This window comes from Corynebacterium sp. CCUG 71335 (assembly GCF_024454075.1).
In the GTDB taxonomy this organism is placed as follows: domain Bacteria; phylum Actinomycetota; class Actinomycetes; order Mycobacteriales; family Mycobacteriaceae; genus Corynebacterium; species Corynebacterium genitalium.
The window spans coordinates 15,381-27,929 of sequence record NZ_JAGPYY010000011.1; the positions used below are offsets into that span (position 1 = coordinate 15,381).

At 64.0% G+C, this 12,549-nt stretch carries 9 protein-coding genes; 2 read left to right on the forward strand and 7 right to left on the reverse strand.

The window, feature by feature from the left end:
* Positions 1-30 precede the first annotated feature (30 nt).
* Positions 31-2,583: a hypothetical protein gene (locus KBX19_RS08570; RefSeq protein WP_255998417.1), complete on the forward strand. Its 2,553-nt coding sequence runs from the start codon at positions 31-33 to the stop codon at positions 2,581-2,583.
* A 5-nt stretch (positions 2,584-2,588) separates the two neighbouring features.
* On the opposite strand, the gene KBX19_RS08575 is transcribed toward KBX19_RS08570, so the two are convergent.
* Positions 2,589-2,762 carry a DUF4236 domain-containing protein gene (locus KBX19_RS08575; protein WP_005288553.1) on the reverse strand — a complete coding sequence of 58 codons (174 nt, stop codon included), beginning with the start codon at positions 2,760-2,762 and terminating at the stop codon, positions 2,589-2,591.
* A 103-nt stretch (positions 2,763-2,865) separates the two neighbouring features.
* On the opposite strand from KBX19_RS08575, the gene KBX19_RS08580 reads away from it, so the two are divergent.
* Entirely contained in the window at positions 2,866-4,224 is a 1,359-nt protein-coding gene (locus KBX19_RS08580) for a lipase family protein (protein WP_255998419.1), read from the forward strand.
* A 243-nt stretch (positions 4,225-4,467) separates the two neighbouring features.
* Here KBX19_RS08580 and KBX19_RS08585 read toward each other — a convergent pair whose 3' ends face one another.
* From KBX19_RS08585 to KBX19_RS08610, 6 genes are all read right to left on the reverse strand, one after another.
* Positions 4,468-7,371: an ATP-dependent Clp protease ATP-binding subunit gene (locus KBX19_RS08585; RefSeq protein WP_255998421.1), complete on the reverse strand. Its 2,904-nt coding sequence runs from the start codon at positions 7,369-7,371 to the stop codon at positions 4,468-4,470.
* A gap of 192 nt (positions 7,372-7,563) precedes the next feature.
* Complete coding sequence (locus KBX19_RS08590) at positions 7,564-8,040, reverse strand: TM2 domain-containing protein (protein WP_255998422.1); 477 nt, start codon at positions 8,038-8,040, stop codon at positions 7,564-7,566.
* An 85-nt stretch (positions 8,041-8,125) separates the two neighbouring features.
* The gene (locus KBX19_RS08595; protein WP_255998424.1) at positions 8,126-9,025 is read right to left on the reverse strand and encodes a hypothetical protein; all 900 of its coding nucleotides are present in this window, start codon (positions 9,023-9,025) and stop codon (positions 8,126-8,128) included.
* A 63-nt stretch (positions 9,026-9,088) separates the two neighbouring features.
* The gene (gene lysS / locus KBX19_RS08600) at positions 9,089-10,615 is read right to left on the reverse strand and encodes a lysine--tRNA ligase (RefSeq protein ID WP_255998425.1); all 1,527 of its coding nucleotides are present in this window, start codon (positions 10,613-10,615) and stop codon (positions 9,089-9,091) included.
* 67 nt (positions 10,616-10,682) lie between these two features.
* Positions 10,683-11,702 carry a hypothetical protein gene (locus tag KBX19_RS08605; RefSeq protein WP_255998427.1) on the reverse strand — a complete coding sequence of 340 codons (1,020 nt, stop codon included), beginning with the start codon at positions 11,700-11,702 and terminating at the stop codon, positions 10,683-10,685.
* A 22-nt stretch (positions 11,703-11,724) separates the two neighbouring features.
* Positions 11,725-12,516, reverse strand: coding sequence for a pantoate--beta-alanine ligase (locus tag KBX19_RS08610; RefSeq protein WP_255998429.1), 792 nt, complete (start codon positions 12,514-12,516; stop codon positions 11,725-11,727).
* Positions 12,517-12,549: the final 33 nt, after the last annotated feature.

Consider the following 12,549-nt stretch of genomic DNA (forward strand, 5'->3'; position numbering starts at 1 on the left):
CGTTCTCAGGAAACGTTTAGCATTGTCCGCATGGACCTCTACGAGCTCAACTACAAAGCCCTAGACCTCAGCGAGAAATCTGCGGCCGGCATGCCCCATGACGAGTACCTCGCCGAGATTGATCCCCTCATCGCCCTGATGGCCCAAGATGGCACACCCGAGGGCGAGGAGCTGGCCTACCGCACCCGCCTCGACGCGATGTACGCACGGGCAGCGCACGATCCGGTCGGTTCAATAGACGAGCTCAAAGACCTGTATGCAATGCACCAACGCGAACCGGACCGCTTCCGCGCGCACCACTACGCCTCCTCCGCAACCACGGACCCTGCGCAACCTCTCAACGAAGACGGCACCCCCATGCCGAATCTGTTCCGGATCTTTCTGGACTTCATCATCGCGCGCATCCCCGGCCGTGAGGACGGAACCGTGGAGAAGTCGGAGGAAGCACTCGCTTTCGCTGAAGAAGTCTTCGACGACCCGGATGACATCCTCAACCTGAGAATCGCCCACCACCAAAACCGCAACGAAAGCGACCGGGTTATTCCCTTGTTGGACGGGTACATTCCGGGTGCAGGGGACGTCGATAAGCTGGGGGCCGTCGAGTGGCTGCGACGCCACGACATTGCAGCCATGGCCTACCTCGAGCAAGGCATGCTGGACAAATGCGACGAGATCGTCGACATCATGGTGGACTCCGGACACGTCAGCACAAACCAGCCGGCAGCGATGATCGCCGAATCGCTGAGCCCGCTGGCCGCCCACATCGACTACGAGAAGTCTGTCCGGCGCGCGCAGATCGCTCTCCAGCTCGCCGTCGCAGACCCGGACCTGAACGAGGCGGTCATCCAAATCGCGACATTCCTGCTTCAAGGCGGCCTCGCTGACGAAGCGTTCGCGCTCGTCAGCGCCACGGAGCCGTTCATCGACGACACCGCAGGCGTCGCTGGAGCGCTGTTCATCTTCTTCCGCGCCGCCGCGGAGAACGGCCACGGCGAACGCGCCATGGTGCGCTACACCTCACCGCGGTGGCAGCGGTACGTAGGTGTTGGCCCGAACCCGACAGTGGCCGCACTCACCGATGACTTCGGCCGGGTGGCCCTGCGCGACGCCGCAGAAGGCGACGCGCGCAACGGCAACGACTTCTGGGCCCGTTACTACAACGAGCGCCACCGCGTACCCGCCCTTGACGCGGATCACTTTGAAGACACTGCTATCTCAAAGCTTGAAGACGACTCCCCGCGCGACATCTGCTTCCACCCCGTCGACGCCGATTACGACCCAGAGCTGATCACCTACGCCAAAGCCCGCATCGACGGAAGCTACGACGGATCCCAATACCCCACCCGCGCCGACGCCGACCCGCGAATGTCGGAGATCCGCAGCCGCGAGCCGCAATCCATGGACGACATCACCCAGATGTTCCGGGACATGATGGCTCTCGCGCAGGACCCCACCGTCGACCCGCAGTTGCGCAGCACCATCGAGATCAATTTCCTCTTGGAGGGGCTGTTCCCGGAGGAGTACCTCGGGGACGTCGGCAAGCACGCGCTGCCGTTCGTGGCCTCGTTCGATCCAGACACGGCTATCGAGAAAACCTGTGGCCTGCTCGCACGACTCATCGAGCTCGACGAGGAGGACTCCGGCCGTGCCCATGAGCTCCTCGATTTCGCTGTTTCACTCGCCGCCGCAGAGAAGATTTCCTACCCGCTGCTGCGCGACCTGACTTCCGGCACGATTCAAACAGGGCGCCAGATGGATGCCATCGCGATGATCGACAAGACACTGACTGAACAGCGCGTTCACCCGGACGTTATCGACGACCCGGAGGCTGCCGAAGTCATGCTGCGCCCACTCAAGGGCATTCGGCTCGGACGCCTTGGCAGTGAGCTACGCGGTGCGCAGGAAATCCTCAGCGCCGCTTTCCTCGCCGAACGCACAGGCGACATCACACAGCACGTCGTGCTCATCGGCACCGCGCTCAACCTGCTTATCGACGCTCAACTCGCCTCCCCCGCCGAAAACCTCGCCGGCACCGCCGAACACCTCCTCGACACCACCGCAGACACAGCGGAACCGTGGGCCCGGCTCGAAGCTGCGGCAGCAATGGCACGCTTTATCACACGCACCGGCGACGACTTCTTCGCCCAGGAATGGCCTGCCACCAGTCAGCGCTTCCAATCCCTCACGGAGCAGGTCTTACGCCACGACGAGGACGCCCCGCAACTCCTGGTGAAAACCTACGATTGGATCTCCGACCTAGTCGAACTGCTCAGCAGCACCGGCCGCCATGCAGAGTCCATCGCGCTGACGACCTGGGCAATCCCCGTGCTCACGGAGGTGGGAAACCCCATAGTGTCCACACTCATTCGCGGCCGCAACGCCTTCGCCCTCGGCAGCGCCGGCCACCACGACGAAGCAGCGCTGGTCTTCGAGAACGTCTGGGAGCGCGCCCGCGACATCGACCGCTCCGACATGATGCTCTGGGTGGAACTCCACCTTGACGAGTTCAGCGACCGCACCGGCGCACCCGCCTACGGCAACCTGCTTGCCCGCCTGCGCAGCGAAGGCAGCTACGGCGGTTAGCCGCGTTATTTCTTCCAGCGGCCGCGGTAGGTCAGCCCGCCGGGCAGGTTGACCCAGACGCCGCCGCGCGAGTTCACGGTGACAGGTCCGAACTTCTTGGACAGCGAGGCACCCGAGCCCGACGTGTTCACCCAGGTGTTCTTGTTCAGCTTCTTCTTGCCGCGGTACGTGATTCCCATGGGTCATGATCGTACGAGACGCAGCTGCTGCCACGCCCGTTAACCCGCACTTTTTCTCGATTTTCCAGCGGGCGCGTGAGGGGCCTAGCTAGGATCCTGGAGTATGGCGCATATTTTCCCTCGGCTAAGTTTCAAGGCGGCGGTTGCAACTACTGCTGCGGCGGTGGCGCTTGCGGCAACGGGTGTGCCGACGGCGGGTGCTCATGACGCGGTCGACCAAGCGCATCGCGGCCTGCAGCACGCGGCGACCACTCCGGCCGGCAACCCGACCAACGCGTATGACCCGTTCTACGACGACCCGGTGCCCGCCGACCAGCTCGACCGGCCCGGCAAGATCCTGCGCACCCAGCCGGCACCGCACCTGCTGAACATCCTCGGCCCGGAGTTCCCCGGTTACGCCGAGCGGATCCTCTACACCTCCACGACTGTCGACGGCCGGATCGTGCCGGTCAGCGGCGTGGTCATCGAACCGGCTAATCCGTGGCAGGGCGGCGGCCCCACCCCGACAGTCGTGTTCGGCCCCGGCACCCGCGGCGCCGGCGACACCTGCGCGCCGAGCCGTGGGCCATGGATGCTCGGCCAAGTCGACCCCAACCTGCCGGCTGTGGCGACGAACTACGAGATCGCCCACTACCACGCCGCATCCCTGCTGGGCATGCGCGTGGTGGTCACCGACTACATCGGCCTGGGCACACCCGGCGCGCACACCTACGTCCTCCACGACGAAGAGGGCCACGCCATGCTCGATGCCGCCCGCGCCACGACCACGCCCGGGGCTCCGGTCGGGTTCTGGGGTTACTCCCAAGGCGGCGGTGCCTCGGCGGCCGCGGCGGAGATGGCCAGCACCTACGCGCCGGATCTCAACGTCAAAGGCGCCTACTCTGGCGCGCCGCCGGCGGACCTGATCGAGTCCATCCGCGGAGTCGACAACTCCTCTATCGGCGCCGTCATCGGCTACGCGTTGCATGGGTGGACGGAGAGGTATCCGGAGTTTGGGGCGGTCGTCGATAAGCATGTCAATGCGCGCGGCCGCGAGTTCATCGCCACCACCCGCGACTCGTGCATGCCTGACGGCGCGGTGCGCTGGGGCCTGCAGGATTCGCGCACGATGACCACCTCAGGGCGCAGCTTGGGCGACATTGTCACCTCGGAACCGGAGATCCGCCGCGAGCTCGAAGAGCAGAAGCTCGGCCGCCGCAAGCCGACAGCCCCGATCATGGTGTCCACGCCCGGCAACGACGACCTTGTACCCAGCGGCCAGGTGGTGCAGATGGCACGCGACCACTGCAGCCTCGGCGCGCAGGTCACCTTGCTTGACGACGGCCTCCCCGAACTAACCCCAGGCGTGAAACTCGGCGCCAACCACGCCGTAGGAATTTTCAGCCAAGCTCCCCCGTCGATGACCTGGCTCATGGACCGCTTCAACGGTCTGCCAGCCGGAACGAATTGCGGCACATTCTAGATTTCCCGGATCGTCCTGAGGGCTGGGTGAGTCCTGGCACAGCGTGCGGCCGAGGCCCAGATATAGATTGCATGTGGCCGTCGCACGGTGCCTAAAACACCAGGTCATTTTCTCTTGCCGCAGTAAGGATGCAATCTATATCTTGCGCGCGGCGTGAAACGGCGAAACCCGCGCTTCCCCTCTCGTGGTGTGAGGGGATGCGCGGGTTCTTGGGCTCGGGCTGAGGGCCCGACGGCTTAAGGGTTAGGCCTTCTCGCCGTCACCATCGGACAGATCGTCCGGGTCCGGGCCGTCAGTGTTGTCGGTGCCGTCGGCGTTGTCGCCGTCATCACTGTCGCGACCGTCACGCGGGCGGTCAAGCAGGGCGGTGCCGGGGGCGCCGTCCTCACCGAAGTTGCTCTCAGAGTCAGCATCGGCGTCAGCGTCAGCCGCAGGGTCCGAGTCCGGGCCGGGCTCGTCGGTCTCATCCGGGTCAACCGGCGTGGTCGCGCGGACCTGGTAGTCCTCCTGGCCGTCCTTCGGAGCGATGTCGCGGACATCATCATCCTCAAGCTCACCGAAGGTGTCCTCCGGCAGCGGCTTCGGCTTCGGAGTGAAGGTGAACTCGGCCGATTCGTAGTCGCGCGGCGAGTCGGTCTTGCCGTCCCAGTTGGTCACACCGACCTCAATGATCTCGCCGGCACCGATCTCGCCGAAGAGGATCTTCTCCGACAGGACATCCTCGATCTCGCGCTGGATGGTGCGGCGCAGCGGGCGCGCACCGAGCACGGGATCGAAACCGCGGGCTGCCAGAAGGTTCTTGGCATCCTCGGACAACTCGATACCCATGTCCTGGGTCTCGAGGTTCTTCGCCAAGCGTCCAGCGAGCAGCTCCACCATCTCGACGATCTGCTCCTGGGTGAGCTGGTGGAAGACCACGATCTCGTCGATACGGTTGAGGAACTCGGGGCGGAAGTGCTTCTTCAGCTCGTCATGAACCTTCTGTTTCATGCGCTCGTACTGGGCATCCGAGTCGGTGGCGCTGGCGCCACTGAAGCCCAGTCCGACAGCCTTGGAGATGTCAGACGTACCCAAGTTGGAGGTGAAGATCAGCACCGTGTTCTTGAAGTCCACGTTGCGGCCCTGGCCGTCGGTGACGTGGCCTTCTTCGAGCACCTGCAGGAGGGTGTTGTAAATCTCCTTGTGGGCTTTCTCGATTTCGTCGAAAAGCACGACGCTGAACGGCTTGCGGCGCACCTTCTCCGTGAGCTGGCCACCCTCTTCGTAACCGACGTATCCCGGAGGCGCACCGAACAGGCGCGATGCGGTGAAGCGGTCGTGGAACTCACCCATGTCCACCTGGATCAGGGAGTCCTCGTCGCCGAAGAGGAACTCAGCGAGCGCCTTGGACAGCTCCGTCTTACCCACACCGGACGGACCGGCGAAGATGAAGGAACCGGACGGGCGCTTCGGGTCCTTCAGGCCGGCACGCGTGCGCCGGATAGCGCGGGAGACTGCCTTGACGGCGTCGTCCTGGCCGATGATGCGCTGGTGCAGCTCGTCCTCCATGTGCAAGAGGCGGGAGGACTCGGACTCGGTGAGCTTGAACACGGGGATGCCGGTCCAGTTGGCCAGCACGTCCGCGATCTGCTCCTCGCCCACCTCGGCGATGTCCTCGAGCTCACCGGCGCGCCACTGCTTTTCCTTCTCAGCACGCTCTTCACCCAGCTTGCGCTCGGTGTCGCGCAGGCCGGCAGCCTTCTCGAAGTCCTGGGCGTCGATAGCCGCTTCCTTCTCGCGGCGCACCTCGGTGATGCGGTCGTCGACATCGCGCAGACCCTTCGGGGCGGTCATGCGCTTGATGCGCATGCGTGCGCCGGCCTCGTCGAGGAGGTCGACAGCCTTGTCCGGCAGGAAACGGTCGTTGATGTAGCGGTCCGACAAGTTCGCAGCTGCGGCGAGCGCGTCGTCGGTGTAGGAGACGCGGTGGTGCGCCTCATAACGATCACGCAGACCCTTGAGGATCTGGATGGTGTTCTCCACCGACGGCTCGTCGACCTGCACCGGCTGGAAACGACGCTCAAGGGCGGCGTCCTTCTCAATGTGCTTGCGGTACTCGTCGAGCGTGGTGGCACCGATGGTCTGCAGCTCACCGCGGGCCAGCTTCGGCTTCAGCAGCGATGCAGCATCAATGGCGCCTTCTGCGGCACCCGCACCGACGAGGGTGTGAATCTCATCGATGAACAGGATGATGTCGCCGCGCTGGTTGATCTCCTTGAGCACCTTCTTCAGGCGCTCCTCGAAGTCACCGCGGTAGCGGGAACCAGCCACGAGGGAGCCCAAATCGAGCGAGTAGACCTGCTTGTCCTTCAGAGTCTCCGGAACCTTGCCGTTGGCGATGTCCAGGGCGAGGCCCTCCACGACGGCGGTCTTACCCACACCCGGCTCACCGATGAGCACCGGATTGTTCTTGGTGCGGCGCGACAGCACCTGCATGATGCGCTCAATCTCCTTATCGCGTCCGACGACAGGATCGAGCTTGCCTTCCTTGGCAGCGGCGGTGAGGTTGCGGCCGAACTGGTCCAGCACGAGCGAGTTGGAGCGCTCGCCCTGGTTGCCTCCGCGACCGGAGCCCATGCCGCCCATGCTGCCGGAGCCAGCACCGGCGCCGGTCAGACCCGGGCCGCCCTGCTGGCCTTCGGCGATTTCAGGGTTCTGGCCCTCGCCGCCCTCATAACCAGACAGCAGCTGGATGACCTGCTGACGCACGCGCGGCAGATCCGCACCGAGCTTGATCAGCACCTGCGCGGCCACACCTTCACCCTCGCGGATGAGACCGAGGAGCAGGAACTCCGTACCGATGTACTTGTGCCCCATCTGCAGTCCCTCACGCAGGGAGAGCTCCAGTACCTTCTTGGCGCGCGGAGTGAACGGCACGTGGCCGGTGTGTGGCTGGGAGCCGCGGCCGATGATCTCTTCGACCTCACGTCGGACGTCGTCAAGGTTGATGCCCATGGATTCAAGGGCCTTGGCTGCAACGCCCTCGCCCTCTTGGATCAGGCCGAGCAGAATGTGCTCAGTACCAATGTAGTTGTGGTTCAGGTCGCGTGCTTCCTGCTGGGCCAGCACGATCACGCGCCGTGCACGGTCTGTAAACCGCTCGAACATGTGGCAACCCCTTTATGGCTAAAGACAGCTAATTTTTGTTCCACCCACCATAACGCGCAGGTGCGAAACCCCTTCCCTGCTTGCAGTCTCATTCCGCCACGGAGACACAAAAGTCCAGCTCACAGTAGTGTTCGCCAGTAGCGAACAGCCCTCGATTGCCTTTTAGCAGGGATCCAGGGCGGGTTGGTCCCCCTACTCCAAGGGCACACCATTACCGTCGCGGTCGTAGCCCGCCGCGCCAGTGAGGACCAAAATCATTTCCACCAACGGCCAGATCGCTAACGCAATGCCCATAGGGATAGCTACGACGAGCCCGATGATCGTGATCGCGAAGAAGAAGGTCGCGGCAAGAAGGACCAGTTTTGCTACTCCTCGGCCCGTCTGCCCCATGTAGAAGTTTCCGATCCCGAACTCCCCGAGAAAGAAGAACAACAGAGCAGCGATGACCTTGTTCTTCGGCTTAACGGCGTACGGATACGGCTGAGCCATGTACGGTGCCGGCGGATGATACGCCGGCTGGACGTAATGCTCCTGCGCATACGGTTCGGAGAAACATTGCGGGGATTGACCGTAACCGTAGCTCTCGTAACCCGGGTGAGCGCCCGTGACAGGCAGGCCATCACGATCATACTGCTGGCCATAGGGGTAGCCGTTCCACATGGAGCTCATGGGGAGAACCTTTCTTGAATCGCTGACCGTTTGAAAGTGACTACTTGCGACAATATCCCATCTCGGGAACGCCCACCGGCACGCTCTAGCAGGGATCGAGAGCAAGACGGGCTTCGTCGACCGATTGGTTGTTGCCCGGGGCGAAGTCGCCGTCGATAAGCGGGCGGACGTTACCGCCGTACCGTGACTTCGCTGAGCACGCCGCAGACTTGTCCTTGCCGAAATCCAGGTAGACGGGGTAGATGTCGTGTCCGTCGACCTGTTTGCGCAGGGAAGCGCACTGGCCAGGGACGGTGAATTCCTTGCCGAACGGCTTGTCGAGCAACGCCGCTTGCGCCAAGCGGTCCTGCGTATCGCCGAGGGAGGGATCATCGACGACCGAATCCAGGATGAGAATGAGCCGGCCGTCGCAGTCCGGGAAAGACGCGTTCATGCCCGCCTCGCCAAGACCGACCTGTGTGATGTACTGGCTCACGTCAGTTTTGCCGGATTCGGAGGTGTCGTCGTCGAACCGCTTTCCCGTGGCGCAGTTGAGCATGCTGGAACGGACCTTCGGCCCGATGCCCAAGCCGTCCACCGTCGATTGCGAGTAACACGGGGCCGTTAGTGCTCTCTCGACGTAACCGTCGTTTTGAATCTTTGTCCACTTGCCGTTCTTCCACATCGCAGGGAAGTGGAACTCAGTACCGTCGGCCCCGACGTAGGCGAAGTCGCCTTCGCACTCGAAAAGAATCCAGTCGTCTTCGTCTCCGAAGTCGCGCTCGATCGCGTTCAACGAGCAGTCCGCTTCGGAGGCGTTGGACGCTGGCTGAGTGTCGGTACTTTCCGCCTGCTCATCCGCCTCAGCGGGCTTGTCAGCAGTAGAAGACGATGACGAGGAGGAAAGGACCGGCTCCTCAACGCCTTCACTAGAGCAGCCGACAACAGTGACGGCGAGCAGAAGGGCACCGCACACGGCGGCCACGGAGCGGGTCAATGAGCGCATGGGCTCAGACTAACCCGGTTCTCCCTGCAAAGAGGTGCTTTTCGGCGCGAGCCGCGAGGTGGTTTAAGCCTCGGGGCGCACCATCGGGAACAGGACGGTCTCACGGATGCCCAAACCGGTCAGGGCCATGAGGAGACGGTCGATACCCATGCCGGTGCCGGCGGTCGGCGGCATGCCCTGCTCCATGGCGGCGAGGAAGTCCTCGTCGAGAACCATGGCTTCGTCGTCACCGTCGGCGGCCAGGCGGGCCTGGTCCTCGAAACGCTCGCGCTGGATCACCGGGTCGACCAGCTCGGAATAGCCGGTAGCCAGCTCGAAACCGCGGACGTAGAGGTCCCACTTCTCGGTCACGCGCGGTTTCTCGCGGTGATCACGGGTCAGCGGGGAGGTCTCGACCGGGAAGTTGATCACAAAGGTCGGCTCGTACAGCTGGTCGGAGCACAGCTCCTCCCAGATCTCCTCGACGAGCTTGCCGTGGCCCCAGCCCGCGTTCTCCGGAACCTTCAGGCCAATCGCGGCGGCGATGCCCTTGAGCTCATCGACGGTGGAGTCGATCGTCACCTCCGGCTGACCCGGGAACTTCCGCGCCAGCGCCTCATTCAGGGACGGGTACATCTCCAGGACTTTCCAGTCGCCGCCGAGGTCGTAGGAGGTGCCGTCGGCAAGCGTCACCGTCGTTGAGCCGAAGACTTCCTGCGCGCAGAACTGCACGGCGCCCTTGATGGTCTCCGCGCCATCTTTGTAGGTGCCCCACGCTTGGTAGGTCTCCATCATGGTGAACTCAGGCGAGTGCGAGCTATCCACGCCCTCGTTGCGGAAGTTGCGATTGATCTCGAAGACGCGATCAATGCCGCCGACCACACAGCGCTTCAGGTACAACTCCGGCGCGATGCGCAGGTACAGGTCGATGTCCAGGGCGTTGGAGTGCGTCTCGAACGGACGCGCAGCGGCACCACCGTGCAGAGTCTGCAGCATCGGGGTCTCCACCTCAACGAAGTCCAGGCCCGTGAGGTACTTACGCAGCGCGGCGATCACCTTGATGCGGGTCAGCGCGTTCTTGCGTGCGTCATCACGCATGATCAGATCGGTGTAGCGGTAACGCACGCGCTGCTCTTCATTCATGTCGGCGAAAGCGACCGGCAGCGGGCGCAGTGCCTTCGACGCCATGTGCCAGCTGCTCGCCATCACAGACAGCTCACCGCGTTTCGACGCAATGACCCGGCCCCGCACGGAGACAATATCGCCCAGGTCGGTATCGGCCTTCCAGTTCGCCAGCGACTCCTCGCCGACCTCCGCCAGGGAGAGCATGACCTGGAGTTGGGTGCCGTCACCTTCCTGCAACGTCGCAAAGCACAGCTTGCCCGTGTTGCGCTGGAACATGATGCGGCCTGCGACCGCAACCTCATCCTGCGTCTCCTCACCCGGCTCCAGCGCGAGCTCCCCCTCAGCGGTGGAGTACTTCGCACGCAGGTCCTTCAGCGACGTCGTGCGGTCGACAACGACCGGGTACGGCTCATGCCCCTGTGCAAGGAGCTTCTCACGCTTCGCGCGGCGGATCTGTTGCTGCTCTGAAAGGTCCTGGGTAGTCACGCTCTCCTACCGTAGTCGGTTCTGCGAAGTGAGTAGTAGTCAGGCAACGTCCAGAATCAGCGCTCGGTCACTCGCGGGTCTTATCGCACATATTGAGGTGGAGGCGCTTGTTCTCTGCGTCCTCACCGTTGACCACGAGGAGGAACCGGCCATCTTGCCCCTGCGGCGCAAGGACATAAACCGGCGGGCTCTGACCCGCGCGTTCGTACGAGTGCACTTCGCACTCACCCTGGGTGAGAACGACCGGATCCTCATCCGGAAGCATCCCGTCGCGAGCCTCCACCGTGCCGTAGTCCATGACGCTCACACCGAGCTGCTTGTCGGCGCAGCGGATCCGGGCGTCCTGGCCCTCCTCCGGTTCCTTTGACGTGCACCGCATCCCCAACCAGCCGCGCTGACCGTTCTCCTCCCCGATGATGCGCGGGAACGCATCCGCGATGACCTGGTCCTCCGGCTCCCAGGGCTCACTCTGGTTGTTCCAGAACCACCAACCGCCGGCACCCAGCGCGCCGAGCAACAGGAGAACACCCAGGATCACCGGCACTGTTTTTCCGCGGCGGGGCTTGTCAGCGCCCTGCACCTGCGGCGGGTAATACCCCGGCGGCGGGCCCGGATACTGTGCCGGATATGACTGGACCGGGTACTGCTGCACGGGGCTGACTGCCTCCGCGTTCGGGTCTGTGTCCGGGTAGTACTGTTTCGGCTTGGGTTTGACCTCCGTCTTAGGCTCCTCATCGGCTGAGGCCTGCGGCGCCTCAGGCTCCACTGCTGGGGCCGGTGCGACGGGGATGCTCGTGGTTACCGTCTCGTCCGCCATCTCGTCAGCCTCCGCGGGGCCGAAATCGATGTCGGCCAGTTCGCGCAGGGAGGCAACGTCGATGGTCGGCGCGGTCGGGTCGTCCAGACGGGCGTCGTACAACGCTCGGCGGCGCTCGTCACCCAGGATTTTCTGGGCTACCTGCAGCTCATCACGCTGGGCGGGGCTGATGTTACTGTCCGCAAGCCGCCAGTCGATCGTCGCGGCGAGAGTCGCAGCATCGCGGTCACGGTCCAACCCAAGCGATGAATAGAAATCATGGTGGGGCATGCATTAAACATACCCCGGCGTTTTACGCGTCAAGGTTTCTAAAACCCACTCCGACCGGCACACCGACGTTGTCGATCAAGCGCACCCCGCCCACGGTGGCAGCAACGAGCAGGCGGGCGTCCCCGACACTAGGCGCAGGGCCGAACGCGAGCGACCGCAGCTCCACATATTCCGGGGTCACACCGCCAGCCTCGAGCACTCCCGACACCGTCTGCAGAATCCGCTCCGGCCCGTCTTCGGCGACATGCGCGCCGGCGGTCAAGGCTGCGCCGATGGCGAGGGCGGCGTCCTGGGATTCCGGTGCGACATGCTCGTTACGCAGTGACATGGCGATGCCGCCGCTGGCACGAACCGTCGGCAAGCTGTGCAGCTGGACCTCCATGCGCAGCGCGGTGACTGCGTGCTGGAGCGCGACGAGCTCCTCGAAGTCCTTCTCCCCGACCACCACATCCGTCGCGTGCGTGGCGTTCATCGCAGCGACGGTGCGCGTGACGGCGCCAGCGATCGCGTCCGGGTCCTCGAGATGGTCCAGTTGCGGCGTGATGCGCACCGCCGGATCGAAGCTGCCGTGAAAGACCACGTCCACCCCCTCGCGGGCGAAGTCTGCGGGAACCTCCGCGCCGGAGTAGGTGACTATGACCATGCTGCCCAGCAGCGACTTCGCGGCGCGAATCAGGGAAATGTGGCCGGCGTGAATGCCCTTCCCCAACGGGACGAGCGTGACGCGCTTGCCCGTCTTGCGGAACGCGCGGCCGTAGGTGGCCAGCTGCGCTGGATCGGTGACAACAGTGGCTGTGCCCGGCGTGAACGTCATGGGACCCAAGCGTACGGGCCAGCGGATGCCGGG

Coding starts and splice junctions, on each gene's coding strand:
- KBX19_RS08570 (WP_255998417.1), top strand. CDS start 31: ATGGACCTCTACGAGCTCAACTACAAAGCCCTAGACCTCAGCGAGAAA.
- KBX19_RS08575 (WP_005288553.1), bottom strand. CDS start 2,762: ATGGGAATCACGTACCGCGGCAAGAAGAAGCTGAACAAGAACACCTGG.
- KBX19_RS08580 (WP_255998419.1), top strand. CDS start 2,866: ATGGCGCATATTTTCCCTCGGCTAAGTTTCAAGGCGGCGGTTGCAACT.
- KBX19_RS08585 (WP_255998421.1), bottom strand. CDS start 7,371: ATGTTCGAGCGGTTTACAGACCGTGCACGGCGCGTGATCGTGCTGGCC.
- KBX19_RS08590 (WP_255998422.1), bottom strand. CDS start 8,040: ATGAGCTCCATGTGGAACGGCTACCCCTATGGCCAGCAGTATGATCGT.
- KBX19_RS08595 (WP_255998424.1), bottom strand. CDS start 9,025: ATGCGCTCATTGACCCGCTCCGTGGCCGCCGTGTGCGGTGCCCTTCTG.
- KBX19_RS08605 (WP_255998427.1), bottom strand. CDS start 11,702: ATGCCCCACCATGATTTCTATTCATCGCTTGGGTTGGACCGTGACCGC.
- KBX19_RS08610 (WP_255998429.1), bottom strand. CDS start 12,516: ATGACGTTCACGCCGGGCACAGCCACTGTTGTCACCGATCCAGCGCAG.